The following is a 16,938-nucleotide window of genomic DNA, read 5'->3' as shown; positions in this document are numbered from 1 at the left end:
GGTCCAATGGCGGATCGCCTGGGCAACGCTGCCTCGAAGTTCGAACACCACGTGGTGGCCGGACTCTCGAAGCAGCGTTTTTTGCATTTTGGCGTCCGCAATTATCGCGACGTCCTGGGGAGAAGAGCATGGGGTTTTCTCGAGTTCTGCGCGGTAGCGGCACACTTATGGCAACGCTCGTTGCTGCGCTCGCTGTGATGACTGGGGCGCCTGCGCGTGCGGGCGAGCCTGAGAAGGATGTGCTGAAGTTTGGCTTCATCAAGCTCACGGACATGGCACCGCTGGCCATCGCGAAGGAGAAGTTCTTTTTCGAGGATGAAGGCCTGCAGGTCGAGCTGGAGGCGCAGGCCAACTGGAAGGTGCTGCTCGACCGTGTGATCACCGGCGAGCTCGATGGTGCGCACATGCTGGCGGGCCAGCCGCTAGGCGCCACCATTGGCTATGGCACGCAGGCGGATATCGTCACGGCATTTTCGATGGACCTCAACGGCAACGCCATCACGGTTTCGAATGCTGTCTTCGAGGAGATGAAGCCGCATCTGGAAGCAGGACCGGATGGCAAGCCCAAGCATCCAATTTCGGCGGCGGCGCTGAAGCCCGTAGTCGAGCGCTTCCGTGCCGAAGGCAAGCCGTTCAACATGGCAATGGTGTTTCCCGTCTCCACCCATAACTACGAACTGCGGTATTGGCTTGCGGCGGGCGGTCTTAGCCCGGGGTTCTATTCACCCGACAATACGTCGGGGCAGATCGTTGCCGATGTGCTGCTTTCGGTAACCCCGCCACCGCAGATGCCTGCCACCATGGAAGCCGGCACAATCAACGGCTACAGCGTGGGCGAACCGTGGAATCAGGCGGCGCTGTTCAAGCGTGTCGGTGTGCCGATCGTCACCGATCATCAGATCTGGGCTTACAATCCCGAGAAGGTGTTTGGCGTCACGTCCAAGTGGGCCGAAACTAATCCCAACACGCACGTCGCGGTGGTGAAAGCGCTGATCCGTGCGGGCATGTGGCTCGATGATCCGAACAATCGCGCCGAGGCTGTGAAGATCCTGTCGCAATCGAACTACGTTGGTGCCGATGCCGAAGTCATCGCAAATTCGATGACCGGATCGTTCGAATTCGAAAAAGGTGATCGGCGTCCGGCGCCCGAGTTCAACGTCTTCTTCAAGCACTTTGCAACCTATCCGTTTTACTCCGATGCTGTCTGGTATCTCACGCAGATGCGCCGCTGGGGCCAGATACCGACGGCAAAGCCCGACGAGTGGTATTTTGAGACCGCGCAAAAAGTATATCGGCCAGCGATCTACATGCAGGCAGCTGAAGCGCTGATCGCTGAGGGGAAGGCTAAGCCAGAAGATTTTCCTGTCGGCAGTGACGGCTTCAAGCCTGCAACTTCAGCCTTCATTGACGGTCTTGAATACGACGGCCGCAAGCCGAACGCCTACCTCTCAAGCTTCCCCATCGGCCTCAAGGGCAACCAGACGGTGAGCGGCAATGGTGTAGCCGGCGGCTGAGCCGGAAACCCGTCATTCTCCCATACGCGAATTTTACGAGAGGGACTTCGTATTATGGCAATCGCCAACGACGCCGCGTCTGTTCCAACGGTGCCGCTTAAGGACCGTTGGGCGCCGGCACTGGAGAAGCTTGAGCGCACGCTTTCGCCGCTCGGGTTGGGCTGGATTGTTCCGATCATACGTCTCATGATCGGTGACCGCCCGCTGCAGCAGGTGAGGGAAATCTGGCGTGGCGTGCTCATTCCGGTAATCGCAATCGCATGTTTCGTGATGCTCTGGGCCATGCTTGCACCCCGTGTCGTCACGTCTTTGGGGGCCGTTCCAGGTCCGCAACAGGTCTGGTCGCAGGCACAGGTGCTGTGGGCAGATCACCTGACGGAGCGCGGCAAGGAAGCGGCGTTCTACGAGCGGCAGGAAAAGCGCAACGCGGAGAAGCTGGCGGCCGAGCCAAATGCAGAGGTGAAGTGGCGCAGCTACGTCGGACGTCCAACTTTCATCGACCAGATCGTGACGTCGCTGAAAACGGTTTTCTTCGGCTTTCTGCTCGCCAGCGTGATCGCAATTCCGCTCGGCGTGCTGTGCGGGCTTTCCAGCACGTTCAACGCGGCGCTCAATCCGATCATCCAGATATTCAAGCCAGTTTCGCCGTTGGCGTGGCTGCCAATCGTGACGATGGTCGTGTCGGCGGTTTACGTCGAGGACGCGGCGGGTTTCCCAAAGAGTTTCATAACGTCGGCGGTCACCGTCACGTTGTGCTCGCTGTGGCCGACGTTGATCAATACCGCTGTCGGCGTTGCCTCGATTGATCGCGACCTCATCAATGTCGGGCGGGTCCTCAAGCTGTCGTGGACCACCAAGGTGTTCAAGGTCGTGCTGCCATCGGCGCTACCATACATATTCACAGGACTGAGGTTGTCGCTGGGCGTGGGCTGGATGGTGCTCATTGCGGCGGAAATGCTGGCGCAGAACCCAGGCCTTGGAAAGTTCGTCTGGGACGAATTTCAGAACGGGTCATCTGACTCGCTGGCTCGCATCATGGTTGCGGTGTTCACGATCGGCATCATTGGCTTCCTGCTCGATCGAGTGATGGTTGCGCTGCAAGCCGCCGTCACCCATGGCCCCGCGCGTTGAGAAAGGTAGTCGTATGAATATTCTGGAACTCAACGGCGTATCGGCGGGCTACGGTCCCGCAGCGGCACGCACCGAAGTGCTCAAGGACATAAACACGGCGGTGCAGGAAGGTGAATTGCTGGCCGTGCTGGGGTTCTCCGGGACGGGTAAAACCACGCTGATCTCGTTGCTGGCCGGATTGCGCCAGCCGGACAAGGGTGAGGTGCTGTTCAAGGGCAACTTCATCACCGGGCCGGGTCCGGAGCGCGGTGTCGTCTTTCAGAGCTACGCGCTGATGCCGTGGCTCACCGTTTGGGACAACATCGCACTGGCGGTCAACGCGGTCCATGTCGGCAAGAGCCGCGCCGATCGCAAGGCGCTGGCTGAAAAGTACATGGCGATGGTCGGGCTGTCGCACGCCCGCGACCGCAGACCGGCGGAACTTTCAGGTGGCATGCGTCAGCGGGTGTCGGTGGCACGCGCGCTCGCCATGCAGCCGGAGGTTCTGCTGCTCGATGAGCCGCTGTCGGCGCTGGATGCACTGACGCGCGCCAAGCTGCAGGATGAGTTTGCGGTCATTCGCAGCGAGACCGATGCCACGATGGTTCTCGTAACCAACGATGTGGACGAAGCCATCCTGCTTGCCGACCGGATCGTACCGCTGAACCCAGATGGTACGCTGGGGCCAATTTACAGCGTCGATATTGTGCGCCCCCGCAGTCGCGTCGAGATGAACCACGATGTTGCGTTTCATCGGCTGCGGGCGGACATCACGCATTATCTCATGCAGGCCGGTGCGTTGCGCGACGAGCGGGAGAGCGACGGCGTGGTGCTGCCGAATGTTGTTCCGTTCTTCAGCAAGGAGGGCCGGCTGCCGGCGGCCTACGTCAAGGCTGCGGCCGAAAGCAGGCGCGAAGATCGCTACCTCGATTTCAGCCAGATATCGAAAACGTTCGCAACGGCGAAAGGCCCTCTGACCGTCGTTGACGGTTTCGACCTCAAGATGAAAAAGGGCGAATGTGTTTCGCTGATCGGTCACTCCGGCTGTGGCAAGTCGACGGTATTGTCGATGGCCGCCGGGCTGCAGGATGTCACGGCGGGCGGCATATTCCTCGACAACCGTCAGGTCCACGGCGCAGGGCCAGATCGCGCGGTCGTGTTTCAGGCGCCATCGCTGGTACCGTGGCTGACGGCGGAGCAGAACGTGGCGCTCGGCGTCGACCGTGTCTATCCGGATGCGACACGCTCTGAGCGCCAGGATGTCGTCCATTACTATCTGCAACGCGTTGGCCTCGCAGATTCCATGCACCGCTACGCGTCCGAGCTCTCCAACGGCATGAAACAGCGCGTCGGTCTTGCGCGAGCGTTTGCCCTCTCGCCCAAGCTCCTGTTGCTGGATGAACCGTTCGGCATGCTCGACAGCCTGACGCGTTGGGCGCTGCAGGAAGTGTTGATGGAGGTGTGGGCCCGCACTTCGGTAACTGCAGTCTGCGTCACCCATGACGTTGACGAAGCAATCCTGCTGGCTGACCGCGTCGTGATGATGACCAACGGGCCTAACGCACGCATCGGACGCATTGTCGAGATTGATATTCCGCGGCCCAGAACGCGGGAGGCGCTGCTCGCCCACCCACGTTACTACGAATATCGTGAGGCGATACTCGGATTTCTCGATGAGTTCGAACACGGGGCCGTATCCAAGGCGAAGGCCGAGAAGGTTATGGAGGTCGCAGCATGAGCGATGTAGACGCGAAGGTGGAGGCCATCGCTCAGGAATTCTCCGGCGAACAAAAGCGTTATCTGGAAGGATTGGTCACCGGGCTGCAGGCGGGTCGCGTAGCCAAGGGACTGCAGCCGGTTGGAGCGGGTGCAAATGCGATGGCAGCGCCCGCGCCGCCGCAGACCGGCCCGGATGCGGCGCATTTGCAGGCGCAGGCTGCCGTGGAAGCGTCCGGCAAGAAGCTGGTCGATCCGGAAAAGTGGAAGCGCGAGGAGCATCCGTTCGATGCCTACGCGCGGTTTAGGGAGCAGGCAGCGGCCGGTGAGTTTCCCAAGCCGCACGATAATTTTCGCTGGCGCTATTACGGCCTGTTTTACGTCGCGCCGACGCAAAACAGCTACATGTGCCGTATGCGCATTCCAAATGGCATTCTGACCGCGGCACAGTTGGAAGGTGTGGGCCGGATCGCCACGAAGTACGGCGGGGATTATGCGCATGTAACGACGCGCGCTAACCTACAGATCCGCGAGATTGCGGCGGACGATGCGATCAATGTGGTCGAGGCGCTGCAGGATGTCGGTCTCACTTCACGTGGTGCCGGCGCTGACAACATTCGCAACGTGACCGGCACGCCGACTGCCGGCATCGATCCGCAGGAACTGCTCGACACGCGTCCGTTTGCGCGCGCGTGGCATTTCCATGTGTTGAACGACAGGTCGCTCACGGGACTGCCGCGCAAGTTCAATGTAGCATTCGATGGCGGCGGCCGGATTGCGGCACTTGAAGAAACGAATGACATCGGCTTTCAGGCTGTGCAGGTCGACGAAGGAGCCGCCGTGCCGGCAGGCACCTATTTCCGTCTCGTTCTGGGTGGCATCACCGGCCACAAGGATTTGGCGCGCGATACCGGCATTGTGCTGAAGCCGGAGTATGCCACCCGCGTCGCCGATGCCATCGTGCGTGTTTTCATCGACAGTGGCGATCGTACAAATCGCAGCAAGGCGCGCCTTAAATATGTGCTCGACGACTGGGGTTTTGAAAAGTTTCTCGCCGCCGTTGAAGCCAAACTAAATCACAAGCTGCTGCGGGTTGCGGCGAACGATGTGTTGCCGCGGCCGGAGCCCGATCGCATTGCGCATCTGGGTGTTCATCCGCAGAAGCAGAGCGGGCTGAACTGGATTGGTCTCGTCCTGCCGATGGGGAAGCTCACTGGCGATCAGATGCTCGCCATTGCTGCGCTTGCGCGAGATCTCGGCGACGGCGATATCCGTTTCACAGTGTGGCAAAATCTGATCGTTTCCGGGATTGCGGACGACGCAGTTGACATTGCCTTGCAGCGCATCGCGGCGATGGGACTATCGGCAAAGGCGACGGCCATTCGGGCCGGTCTCGTCGCCTGCACCGGCAACACTGGATGCAAGTTTGCGGCCGCGAATACCAAGGGCACGGCGGAAGCCATTGCAGCCCACATCGAAGCTCGGATGGAACTCGACAAGCCCGTCAACATACACCTCACCGGATGCCACCACTCGTGTGCGCAGCATTACGTCGGCGATATCGGGCTTATCGGCGCCAAGGTGCCGGTGAACGAAGACGGCGACACGGTGGAAGGATTTCACATCGTCGTCGGTGGCGCGACCGGCGGCAATGCCCGGATCGGTCGCGAGATCATCCGTGATGTGAAGCAGGAAGATTGTCCGCGCAAGATCGAGCAAATTCTCCGGGCCTATCATGCCCACCGGGCAAGCCACGACGAGGCATTTTTCGCGTTTGCCAATCGTCTTGAGACGGCGGAGCTCAATCGCCTGATAGAGGAGCAGACGCCATGACGTTGCATGCGGCGGCGCCTGCTACGCCACTCATTCCGGAATCGGCGCCGTTCACGATCGAACAGCGCGCATGGCTAAACGGTTTCTTCGCCGGTCTGCTGTCGCTCGATGTGTCGGGCATGCCCGCGCCGGCCAGCGCCACACCTCTGCTTGCCGCTGGTGGCTTACAGCTCGTGCCGGGCGATGACGGTGCTGTGCCGTGGCACGATCCCGCGATGGCTATTGATGAGCGAATGCAGCTTGCTGTCGGGCGCCCGCTGCGGCGACGCATGATGGCGGCCATGGCGCAGCAGGATTGCGGGCAGTGCGGATACAATTGCGAAGAGTATGCCGACGCTATCGCACAACAATCCGAGGGGCGTCTCAATCTATGCGTACCCGGCGGCAAGGCAACTGCTCGGATGCTGAAGTCGCTTGTCGAGGAAATGGGTGGCGGCGTTGCCGAAGCGAATCCCGCAACCGCCGAGCCGCAAGCGACGGGCGACGCGGCTGTTTCAGTTCGCGCAGGCTATGCGCGCGAATGCCCGGTAGAAGCTCAATTCATCGCCAAACGGCGGCTCAATGCCGTTGGATCGGAAAAAACCACCAATCATATCGAGATTGATCTCAGTGCTAGCGGTCTCACCTATCAGGTTGGCGACAGCCTTGGCGTCTATGCGCGGAATGCACCGTCATTGGTAGACAGCATTCTCGATCTGCTGGCTGTGCCCGCCGATTTTCCGATCGCAGGTAAGCCCATTCGCGATGCGCTGATCGACGACACGTCACTTTATCCCGCGCCGGATTCCCTATTCGAGCTCATTTCCTACATCACTGGCGGCGATCGCAAGGCGAAGGCGCGTGCGCTGTCTAAGGGCGATGATCCCGATGGCGATGCGGCGACGCTCGATGTTTTGGGTGCGCTCGAAAAATTCCGCGGCATCCATCCCGATCCGGAAGCCTTCATGGAGGCGCTGGAGCCGTTGCAGCCAAGACTCTATTCGATCTCGTCGTCGCAGAAGATGGAGCCCGGGCGTGTATGTCTTACGGTCGATGCCGTGCGTCAGGAAATAGCTGGCCGAATGCGCGAGGGTTTGGCCTCGACCTTTCTGGATGACCGGATCGAACCTGGCCAATCGCTGCGTGTCTATGTGCAGAAAGCGCATGGATTTGCGCTCCCGGATGACACGTCGCGCCCCATCATCATGGTCGGGCCGGGCACCGGCATTGCGCCGTTCCGCGCGTTTCTGCAGGAGCGCAAGGCGACCGCCGCGACGGGTGCGGCTTGGCTGTTCTTCGGTCACCAGCGACGTAGCACTGACTTCCTTTACGAGGACGAACTCGACAATTTGTGCGCGGACGGAACGCTCACCAGGCTGTCATTGGCTTGGTCGCGTGACAGCGATCGCAAGGTCTATGTGCAGGACAAAATGCGCGATGAGGGCGCGGAACTATTTCGATGGCTGGAGCAGGGCGCGCACTTCTACATCTGCGGTGACGCCAAGCGCATGGCCAGAGATGTTGAGGCAGCATTGGTCGACATCGTCGTAGAGCACGGAAAGGCTTCGCGTGAGGACGCGCAGGCCTATGTTGCGGCGCTGAAGCAGACAGCGCGCTATCAGGCGGACGTCTATTGATCCCGGCGCAACGGGGGCTGCGCCGTGGAGGTGCAGTGCTGGATTGGGTTGTTGCGTCGGTTCGGAATACAGCAATTGCGGAGTGTAAGCAGGTGGGTATGCCAGTTCGGAAAACGGCGTTGTCGGCAGTGGCATCAGTTGTGTTAGGCGTGGGGTTCACTTCCGTTACGGTGAACGCGGCAGATCTCGGCGGCGATTGCTGTGCGGATCTTGAAGAGCGCGTCGCTGAACTGGAGGCGACGGTGGCGCGTAAGGGCAATCGGAAGGTCAGCCTTACAATCTCGGGTTACATCGCCAAGCAGGTGATGTTCTGGGACGACGGCGCAGAACAGAATGCCTACGTGACAGACATGGGGCCGACGCAGGCGTCGAATATTCGCTTCTCCGGCGAGGTCACGATCGCGGCCGGATGGAAGGCGGGCTACCTGATGCGCATACAGGATCTCGACAGCAATCCCATGGCTCTCAGCCAGACCGCACCGAGCGCAGGCACAGGGCTCAATGTCCAGATGTCTTACTGGTACATCGCCAGTGATACGCTCGGAAAGATATCGGTCGGCAAGAACGCAATGGCGGCTAAAAGCGCGGCAATGTTCACCGATCTTTCTGGAACACAGGTCATTGCCAATTACGTGCTGTTCGACGGCAACGCGTTCTTTCTGCGCCAGAACGGACAGCTGTCGAACCTGCGCTGGGGTGACTTCGGATATTGCTATTCACAGCAACGGCCGTGGGGCGGCGATTGCGACGGCATCGTGATGAGCGGTGTGCGTTACGACAGTCCCGTGTTCGGCGGCTTCTCGGTTTCCGCGAGTTGGGCTGAGGATGACGATTGGGAAATTGCGGGGCGTTATACTGGCACCGCGGCAGGCTTCAAGATGGCGTTTGGCATTGGCTATTCAGTCAACTCGGACGAGCAGACGCAGCCACCGCCCGTATCATTCCGCAAACAATCGGAGTTTTTCCAACTTGGCGGCTATCTGCAGCACCTTGCGTCTGGCGTGTTCGCACACGGCATCTACGGTGCCGAAAACAACAACAGCGAAACGACATTTGCAGGCTTCACGGAGCCTGACACGCATCAATGGTATCTGAAGGCGGGCGTGCGCAGGCAATGGCTGAAGCAAGGGCACAGCGTCGTCTTTGCCGAGTATGGCCAGTATTTCGATCAGTTATCGCCTGCGGCGCTCTTGGCCGGTACGACATCGAGCGAGTTCACGCGCTGGGGCTTCGGCGTGGTGCAGGAGATTGACGCCGCTTCGATGTCGCTATGGGTCAAGTACCGGCAGCAAAGTGTCGACATTGACGGCGGTAACCTCGGCGACATTGAAGACTTTCGCTATGTGAGTACCGGCGCGATCATCAACTTCTAGCCAAGTGTACAGAGGGCTCGGTCAGGCGCGCTAGACTGCTCTTGCCAGTCGTCAGCGCAATGCAGTCGTCAGCGCCGCGCGGCTAGGCCGAACAACCTGGCACGGGGATCATTGTTACGGAGGTGCGATCTGCGTATTTGTTCATGGCGCCGGTCGCGGCATCCACGCCCAATCCAATAACGCCGCCTGCGATGATATTGCCGGCAGCCATGCCTTCCGCATACGACGGAATCATCGCCACGCTGTCTTGAAAACAGGGCTTGCGACAGGTCACAGCGATATTGTGCTGGCTCTTGTCTAATTCGATCGTGGCCGGTGTCACCACGCTCCGAGCGCCAATGGCCGGCGAGGACAGCTCGCAACTGGCACCTGGTGCTCCGGGAGTATCTATCGCGACCATCTGCGTCGTACCCTTGACGATGGTAGCGCATCCAGCCGCGAAAACGATCGCAAGCGAAAGCAATAAGAAACGCATGACAGCCTGGCCCCCGACAGATGTACGAGATTACAATCAGCGAAATGCTCGCGCCATGCTTATCCAGCAACATGGGGGTGACATGAGCTGAGATGGTAAACGGTCGCGAGTTTCGGAGAGGCCGGAGCTGCTTAGAATTATTCGATTGTGGCTGCAGGCACTGCAGGCGAACAATCAAGGTCGATCGCAAGCTCAGTCATTGATTGGGGAGCTTTGCTTCAATGCAAGTAGTTAGTGAGTTTCTTCGTATTCACGCTCCCACCGTTGCAATAGCATTGATATGGATTGCAATTACAGCGTGGTGGCTATCGAGAAACATCAGAATGGCTGCGCTTATCAAGCGGCGTTACGGGGTCGACTCAAGGCTCACTCTGAGAGGACTTAAGATCGCGACAGCGATCAGGGCCGAAATAGGCGAGCTGGAAGCGGAGATGAATTCTTTCGAGAATAGGGAAAGAATTATGAACGTGATTTCTGTTGTGGGAGCCATTATGTTTTTCTACCTGTTCCCGACTTTGCAGGAGTGCATCGGAATTATTTAAAAATAAGGGGGATGACGTGGCGTAAGGTGCACACTCGGGCCCCATAGGTGGATTGATCGACGCCGGCGCAAATGAGAATGCCGGTGCGTTTGAGATGAAGATATCAGGGTTGGAATAGGGCTGAGGGAAATGGCTAGTAATAGATGCACCCCAGTTCAACTCGAAATGATCAGTCGCATGAAAACAATTGATAAAAAAAACGCGAGAGCGGTTGTTTGATGCGATTTGCGCGGATTCAGAAATCGTAAGTCTTATAATTCGAGGCTCATCGTTTGAGTCAATTGATCGCGAGCCTGTATATGAGCCTGACAAATGCTATGTAAGTAGAGAAATAGACGAAGCTCGCGCGAAGGCAAAATCACTTGTGCGATCTCTCGCACCGGAAGTCGACACCAGCACGATCGAATTTGACAAGCTATTTCTTGAGGTTCGCTTCAAGCTTACAGAGGGACTGAAAAAGTAGTTTAAAAAAAATCTCTTTCCAACGCGCATCAGAGGCGAGTTTTTCTATGGCCGAAATAGACTGGCAAATGCCGGCGCGTCGATTGTCGTTTTAGGCTGGAATCTGCACGGGGTAAGGTGCACACGGAGACGTGCGTGGCGGATCGAGCCGAGTGTCCGCGCGCTCCCTGAGACCTCAAGAGCTTTCGCAATCAGCGATGCCCACCTCCCCGCATGAACATAGGTTCGGTTGGCATACTCGGGCTCGAAGCACCAGTCAGCCCGCTGCGAAACGACAAATCCACAGCCAAACCAACACACTGAGCGACAATGTCTGCGGGATTCGAATCTGCAGCAAAACGATAAAGGTCGTTATATTTCAATGAATTATGGTGGGCCCGCCAGGATTCGAACCTGGAACCAGACGGTTATGAGCCGTCAGCTCTAACCATTGAGCTACGGGCCCGATCTGGGGTCGGCCGATCGGCCGCCAGTCGAAGCGCGCGCTCGTCATAGCAGAATTCGCGGTGAAACCCCAAGATGACGATTTGCGCAACAAAACGTCCTATGTGTCGCGAAACGTCCCATATGTTCGGTTAGTCGACACAGGATCGGTGCCTCGGCAACGGAAATACCCCCCGTAATCACTCAAGGTTCGAAACTATGCGCTTTTTCACGGCACACTTCCGGCCCGCGATGGCCGGCCTCGCGCTGCTGGGCTTTGCTTCCGGCGCCCAGGCAGATGACGATAAATCGCGCCGTACTGTCACCGTCACGGCAAGCGGCAGCGTCACCGTTGAGCCGGACCGTGCCCAGATCTCGTCCGGCGTCACCGCCGAGGGCAAGACCGCGCGCGAGGCACTGACCGTCAACTCGGCGGCGATGCGCAAGGTGATCGACGAACTGAAGGGCGCCGGCATCGACGCCAAGGACATCCAGACTTCGCAGTTTCGTGTCGAGCCCCGCTACACACGGCCGATGGAGGGGCAAGCGCCTGCCATTGACGGCTACACGGTCAGCAACGAGGTGCAGGTGCTGGTGCGCGACCTCGACAAGCTCGGCGATATTTTTGACCGGCTGGTCACAGCGGGTGCAAACCGCAGCGCGGGGCTGAACTTCGAAGTCAGCAAGGCCGAAACGCTGCTGGACGATGCGCGCAAGGAAGCGGTCGCCAATGCGCGTCGCCGGGCAGAGCTGTTCGCGGCTGCGGCCGGTGCTTCCGTGGGCGAGGTGCTGACCATCACTGAAGGCGGCGGCGAGGGCCCGCGACCGGTGTTTATGTCGGCGCGCGCGATGAAGGCCGATGCTGCACCCATCGAGCGCGGCACGGAGACGCTGGAGGCCAGCGTCACCATCACGTGGGCGCTGAAATAGTCGCCACGCGCGCACTGGTATGAAAACAAGAATGCGCCGGGAGACGAGATTCTCCCGGCGCATTTTGCGGGCGTCTGTTGCTTACGCCAGCGCAATAACCTCAACCCTGTCGGAAAGCGATGCAGCGCCAGCCTGGTTCGACCAGTCAGAGTAGTTGCGCATTTCGCCCGACGTTCTGAGATGGCGCAGACGCGCAAGGTCGATCTCGCCGACAACCCATTCCGGTGCGTTCATCGTGCCCTGCACCAATACGCCGGTGTCGGAAACTGTCTGCTCCGCGGGCACATAAATGCCAGCCGATCCGGAATTGAAGTCGACTGCGGGCGACCACGGCGCTTCACCCACTGTAGGGCTGACAATCGCCGCAATCTGATTTTCCAGCGCGCGCGCGCGCGAACCGGTACGCACGCGGTGATAGCCTGAAACGCGCTCGGTGCACGATGGCACGAGCAGGATTTCGGCGCCTGCCTCCACCATTGCGCGCGCCAGCAGCGGGAACTCGCTGTCGTAGCAAATGTTGATGCCGATACGGCCGATCTCGGTGTCGAACACGCGTGCGTCGGAGCTGGCAGTGATGCCCCAATCGACCTCAAACGGCGTCATGATCAGCTTTTCCTGCACGCCGACATTGCCTTTTGGCGTCACCAGCGGGGCAGCGTTGACATAGCGGCCATCCGGTTTGCGCGACGGGCCACTGCCGACCAGAATGAAAACGTTGTGACGCATCGCAAGTTCGCGATGAAAGTCGATGCGCGACTGCTCAAGCTCCGCAACCGCATGCAGCGTAGCGGCCAGATCGCTGTAGACGTGCTCGCCAAGCGCAGCAGCCTGTTCGATGGCGGCATATTCCGGGAACACCAGAATTTCAGCGCCGGTCGCGGCGCCGTTGGCAACCCAGCCCGCAATCTTGTGGCGCCATTCGTCAAGATTGGCGGGCTGGCCGATTGGATACTGCGCGCTGGCAGCCTTGAGGGTGGTACGAAGGCTCATGACATTCTCAAAGTTTCAGGCGTTGCAACGGAGGGATGATCGCGCGCGCAATCGGATCGGCGTGCTGCATCACAGCGGCTTCATCCAGAACTGCATCTGGTGCGTTGTTTCTTCCGTCTGGTCGACGTCCTTCCAGTCGTAGGTGGCAACCAGACCGTCGACCTGCGCGTAGCCGCGCTTCTTCCAGAAGCCGTCGAGCGGCAGATAATCGGCCGGCTTCAGCGGATGATCGTCCGGGCGCACCACGCGACAGAACGTGGAGTGCGTGAAGCCGCCGAGCTTGCGCGCGTGCGCCTCGCGACCATCGAAGAACGCGTGGCCGAGGCCATGACCGCGATGCGATTTCAGCAGCACGGATTCGCCGCAGTAAAAGATCTTGTTGAGGTCGAAGCCGGCCTTCTCGAACGGCTCGGCGAATTCATCGGCGTGCTCGATCATCGGCGCGGCCGTTGAGGCGCCAACGATCTCATCGCCATCCTGTGCAATGATGCACACCGCGCCGGGCGCAGCGGCGAACTGGGCCAGATACTTCTCTTCGTATTCCAGCGTGCCATCATACAGATACGGCCAATCGCGAAACACGATGATGCGCAACCGCGCCAAAGCCGGCAGCACGTCGTGCAGCTGTTGGCCGGTGAGGGATTTCACTTCAAGCGCCATTTCAGGTTCTCCGGACCATGATCGCTTCGCGGCCTATCGGTCGGAAGCGTGAATGATCGGTCCAAATCATTGGCCAGAGCCGCATTGCGATTGTGAGCAAAGCCATCGTGCTCTGACGGGTGAAAGACAAATCGCCCCGGACTTTATCAGCCCGGAGCGATTTGGCATCAGCTTCATGCGGTGCGGTGGAGCAGCCTAATCGGCCGACGGGCTGTCCGTCACACCCGTGATCTTGTTGCCTTCGCCCAGCAGGACAATCTGCGGGTGATGGTTTTTGGCCTGCTCAAGATCGAGCTGCCCATAGGCGCAGATGATGATCTTGTCGCCGTTGCACGCCATACGCGCCGCCGCGCCGTTGAGACCGATGACACCGCTGCCGGCTGGCCCTTCAATCACGTAAGTGGAGAAGCGCTGGCCGTTGTCGATGTTGTAGACCTCAATGCGTTCGTTCAGCAGCAGGCCGGCGGCTGCAATGAGGTCGGCGTCGATCTTCAGCGAACCCTGATAATGCAGGTCGCATTCCGTAACGGTGGCCCGGTGCAGCTTGCACCTCAGCATAGTGACGAGCATGGGGCGTTGGTCCTGTCGCGAACGAAGGTCAGCCGGAAACCTGCGCGATCCAGTCGGTCAGGTTGTAATAGGTGGTGACGCGGGCGATCTTGCCGTCGCGAATGGCGAAGAACGTACCGGCCGGCAGAATATAGGTCTGGCCGTTGGCGTCGGGAAGGCCGCTGTCGGTGGCCTTGTAAACGCCGTGCACGTTGAATTCAGCGGCGGCGCGGGTGCCGTCCTCGTTTACCATCACGGAGATGTTCTCAAGCTTCTCCTGATAGTGGTGGTCCATGCGCGCGTTGAACGCCTTGAACTTGTCGAGGCCGACGCGGCGCTCGCCCTGATTGACATCATGAATGATGTCATCGGCGAGGCATGCGATCATGCCTTCACTATTGCCGCCGTTGAAGGCTTCGTAATAGCGGCGGATGAGGGCGGCGGTTTCGTTCCGCGCCGTGCTGTCGGCGTCGCTCATGGCAGCTCCAGAAAGGTTCGAGTTCGGAAGCGCTCATTAGCAGGTCAATCGCCCGACTGCTACCCTGCGAGCAGCGACATTGAGCGCGATTTTCGCCGGCCAGAAATTAAGGCTGTCAACGGCCCGATTCACGCTCGGATCAGGCGTGGCCGCGATGCCGGGAGATCAGATCTCCCATTTCGCCGATCGTGCGGCTGGCTGCTCGGGTGATCTGCCGGATCCAGCGGGGCAGGCGCTGGTCGGCAACAGCATCTTCGAGCCGATCTTCAATCGCGTACAGGAAACGGGTCATATTTTTACTCAGAATACTGTGCGGTCAGCGACTGGCTGCCGTAACTGGACTGCCGCGAGTGGCCAGCGGGCTGACGCCCACATTCTGGACAATAGCTGTATTGATAGCGCGGTCAAACACAGAGTTCAGACTGTCAGAGGGCATCAGAAGACGTCTGGCTGCCCTCCATGGTCTGGTTGCTCAGCGGCTGGCGGAGCGACGCGAAAGGCGCGACTTCGGCACGTATCCAGCGTCGGCGAGGGCGGCGATGCAACCCTTGGACAGGCGTGCACCTACGGCGCGCATGCACCGGTTGGTCTCACGGCTGTTCGGCGGATTGCTGCTGCAATGGGTGAAGTAGTCGTTGGCGCACGCGCTGCGGACTTGCGGGCTTACGGCCTGCGCCGAAGCCGTGAGAGTGACGGAAGCAACAATGGCAACTGCTGCAACCAATTCCGCGCGGCTGGCGTGAAGACGGAGGCGTGAGGAGGGGCGAGCGAACATCATGCGTGTTCTCTTTCATCGTTGCACGCGCCGCCACGGAGAGTCGCTGATCGGGCGGCGGCTGCAGTCCGGAAATCCGGATGAAGCCGAAACCGGCAAAAAGCGATCGTGCCTTGGGGGCGGTAGACGTCTCAGGCGTCTACAAACAATGATGAACTGTTAAGGTAACCGACCGGTAAACGTCTGATCCCGCAACCTGTTTTGTTTGCGCCAAATGCGTGATCTGATCCCCGCGAGCCGTTACCAGACAAGCTTTTCCATCACCGCGATGGGTTGCGGTGCGGGTGGAGCGAACAGGCTCTGCAGTTTTGCTTCCGACAGTGACGTTGCGCCCATCGTTTCTTCGCGGTGAATGCCTGATGCCACGAAGATGGCGTCGATGCCGTAGGCTTCCGCGCCCTTCAGGTCCGTGCGCAGGCTGTCACCCACGGCGATGATCCGCGACTTCGGCACCTCGGCGCCGCGAAGTTTGTTCGCGCTGGCGTGCGCCGCTTCATAGGCGTTGGCGAATGGCTTGCCGGCCCAGAACACCTCCCCGCCCATCCGCTCATAGAGATCGGCGATGGCGCCTGCGCACAGAAACTGCTTGCCGCCAACATCGACGACAAGGTCGGGATTGGCGCAGATGAAAGACAGCTTGCGCTCCAGTGCCTTTTCCAGCAATGGCCGATAATCGTCGGCCGTTTCCGTCATGTCGTCATTGAGGCCCGTGCACAGAATGGCTTCGGCCTCGTCAAAACCGGTGCGGGCCGCCTTGACGCGCAGGAACGTGGCTGCATCCCGCTGCGTCGGGCCTATGCAATAGATGGTGCGATAGCCCATCGCGTCGGCGTGCTGTAGCGCAAGCTCACCCGATGAAACGATGTCGTCCCATGTGTCGTCCGGCACGGCGCGGCTTTCCAGCATGGCGGAGACGCGCGGGCCAGGAACCGGCGCATTCGAAACCAGCACAACAGTGCCACCGTTGTTGCGGAACCGCTGCAACGCGTCGCACGTGGTGGGGAATGCCTTCAGCCCATCGTGCAGCACACCCCAGACATCGCAGAAGATCACGTCATAGTTGCTCAACAACGCACCGGCATGGGCGAGTATCGGTGGCGCAATAAGATTTTGGGTCATGTGAGGGGGGCACTCTTTGCGATGGGTCGCGGGGCGGGGGCGGCTTCAAACAAGGGGCAGAGCTAGTTTCACTATTTTGCGCGCAAAGGCTAGTGGCTGCGACTGCCGCGCTTTTCGAAGTGCATTGACGGATTGCACAGCATTTGTGCGGGTGCGTTTACTTTCGGTGAGGTCGGGGATGGCTTCAGCGCACGATGTTGCGCCGCCGCGTAACGATCTGGCCGACGTCACACGTTGGTTGCTTGACTGTGCGATGAAGCTGGCGGCGACCGCGCATCAGCATCTGATCAGAGCAGGGGGCTGAGCATGCGTGGTGATTGTACATCGCAATACGATGCGCCTGTAGTTTGCGCGTCAGCGCGATTTGTCAGCA

The 16,938-nt window shown here is 59.6% G+C and carries 15 protein-coding genes and 1 tRNA gene; 7 read left to right on the top strand and 9 right to left on the bottom strand.

All coding sequences use genetic code 11. The annotated features are described in order from the left end of the window. The first annotated feature begins 167 nt into the window (after positions 1-167). The 6 genes from QEZ49_RS05325 (at position 168) to QEZ49_RS05300 (ending at position 9,162) form a co-directional block, all read left to right on the top strand. A complete protein-coding gene (locus QEZ49_RS05325; protein ID WP_280385095.1) occupies positions 168-1,514 on the top strand; it encodes a CmpA/NrtA family ABC transporter substrate-binding protein in 1,347 nt (448 codons plus the stop codon). 54 nt (positions 1,515-1,568) lie between these two features. Further along, on the top strand, positions 1,569-2,645 hold the full coding sequence (locus QEZ49_RS05320; protein WP_280384848.1) for an ABC transporter permease: 1,077 nt from the start codon (positions 1,569-1,571) through the stop codon (positions 2,643-2,645). A gap of 13 nt (positions 2,646-2,658) precedes the next feature. Then, the gene (locus QEZ49_RS05315) at positions 2,659-4,362 is read left to right on the top strand and encodes a nitrate ABC transporter ATP-binding protein (RefSeq protein WP_280384847.1); all 1,704 of its coding nucleotides are present in this window, start codon (positions 2,659-2,661) and stop codon (positions 4,360-4,362) included. A 26-nt stretch (positions 4,363-4,388) separates the two neighbouring features. Continuing rightward, complete coding sequence (locus QEZ49_RS05310) at positions 4,389-6,173, top strand: NirA family protein (protein WP_280385094.1); 1,785 nt, start codon at positions 4,389-4,391, stop codon at positions 6,171-6,173. Beyond that, the gene (locus tag QEZ49_RS05305; protein ID WP_280384845.1) at positions 6,170-7,789 is read left to right on the top strand and encodes a sulfite reductase subunit alpha; all 1,620 of its coding nucleotides are present in this window, start codon (positions 6,170-6,172) and stop codon (positions 7,787-7,789) included. The genes QEZ49_RS05310 and QEZ49_RS05305 overlap by 4 nt, the downstream gene beginning before the upstream one ends. A gap of 98 nt (positions 7,790-7,887) precedes the next feature. Beyond that, the gene (locus QEZ49_RS05300; protein ID WP_280384842.1) at positions 7,888-9,162 is read left to right on the top strand and encodes a porin; all 1,275 of its coding nucleotides are present in this window, start codon (positions 7,888-7,890) and stop codon (positions 9,160-9,162) included. 82 nt (positions 9,163-9,244) lie between these two features. Here the strand turns inward: QEZ49_RS05300 and QEZ49_RS05295 are convergent, their stop codons facing one another. Together QEZ49_RS05295 and QEZ49_RS05290 are read right to left on the bottom strand one after the other, a co-directional pair. Beyond that, on the bottom strand, positions 9,245-9,637 hold the full coding sequence (locus tag QEZ49_RS05295) for a hypothetical protein (protein WP_280384841.1): 393 nt from the start codon (positions 9,635-9,637) through the stop codon (positions 9,245-9,247). Positions 9,638-11,010: 1,373 nt separating this feature from the next. After that, positions 11,011-11,086, bottom strand: a tRNA-Ile gene (locus QEZ49_RS05290). A gap of 197 nt (positions 11,087-11,283) precedes the next feature. On the opposite strand from QEZ49_RS05290, the gene QEZ49_RS05285 reads away from it, so the two are divergent. Beyond that, the gene (locus QEZ49_RS05285) at positions 11,284-11,994 is read left to right on the top strand and encodes an SIMPL domain-containing protein (protein WP_280384839.1); all 711 of its coding nucleotides are present in this window, start codon (positions 11,284-11,286) and stop codon (positions 11,992-11,994) included. An 81-nt stretch (positions 11,995-12,075) separates the two neighbouring features. Here QEZ49_RS05285 and QEZ49_RS05280 read toward each other — a convergent pair whose 3' ends face one another. From QEZ49_RS05280 to QEZ49_RS05250, 7 genes are all read right to left on the bottom strand, one after another. After that, a complete protein-coding gene (locus QEZ49_RS05280) occupies positions 12,076-12,984 on the bottom strand; it encodes a carbon-nitrogen hydrolase family protein (protein WP_280384837.1) in 909 nt (302 codons plus the stop codon). Positions 12,985-13,053: 69 nt separating this feature from the next. Then, on the bottom strand, positions 13,054-13,644 hold the full coding sequence (locus QEZ49_RS05275) for a GNAT family N-acetyltransferase (protein WP_280384835.1): 591 nt from the start codon (positions 13,642-13,644) through the stop codon (positions 13,054-13,056). A gap of 195 nt (positions 13,645-13,839) precedes the next feature. Next, positions 13,840-14,214: an aspartate 1-decarboxylase gene (gene panD, locus QEZ49_RS05270; RefSeq protein ID WP_068463133.1), complete on the bottom strand. Its 375-nt coding sequence runs from the start codon at positions 14,212-14,214 to the stop codon at positions 13,840-13,842. A 28-nt stretch (positions 14,215-14,242) separates the two neighbouring features. Beyond that, positions 14,243-14,671 (bottom strand): ketosteroid isomerase-related protein, encoded by a 429-nt coding sequence (locus tag QEZ49_RS05265; RefSeq protein ID WP_173953813.1) that lies wholly within the window; start codon positions 14,669-14,671, stop codon positions 14,243-14,245. 139 nt (positions 14,672-14,810) lie between these two features. Continuing rightward, positions 14,811-14,963, bottom strand: a complete 153-nt coding sequence (locus tag QEZ49_RS05260; protein ID WP_280384831.1) for a hypothetical protein — start codon at positions 14,961-14,963, stop codon at positions 14,811-14,813. A gap of 180 nt (positions 14,964-15,143) precedes the next feature. Then, positions 15,144-15,449: a hypothetical protein gene (locus QEZ49_RS05255; protein WP_280384829.1), complete on the bottom strand. Its 306-nt coding sequence runs from the start codon at positions 15,447-15,449 to the stop codon at positions 15,144-15,146. A 237-nt stretch (positions 15,450-15,686) separates the two neighbouring features. Further along, positions 15,687-16,565 carry a TIGR01459 family HAD-type hydrolase gene (locus tag QEZ49_RS05250; protein WP_280384827.1) on the bottom strand — a complete coding sequence of 293 codons (879 nt, stop codon included), beginning with the start codon at positions 16,563-16,565 and terminating at the stop codon, positions 15,687-15,689. Positions 16,566-16,938: the final 373 nt, after the last annotated feature.

Source organism: Hyphomicrobium sp. D-2 (assembly GCF_029872155.1).
GTDB lineage: Bacteria > Pseudomonadota > Alphaproteobacteria > Rhizobiales > Hyphomicrobiaceae > Hyphomicrobium_A.
Note: the sequence above shows the minus strand (reverse complement) of the source record. Positions and strands in the feature narration are given on the sequence as shown.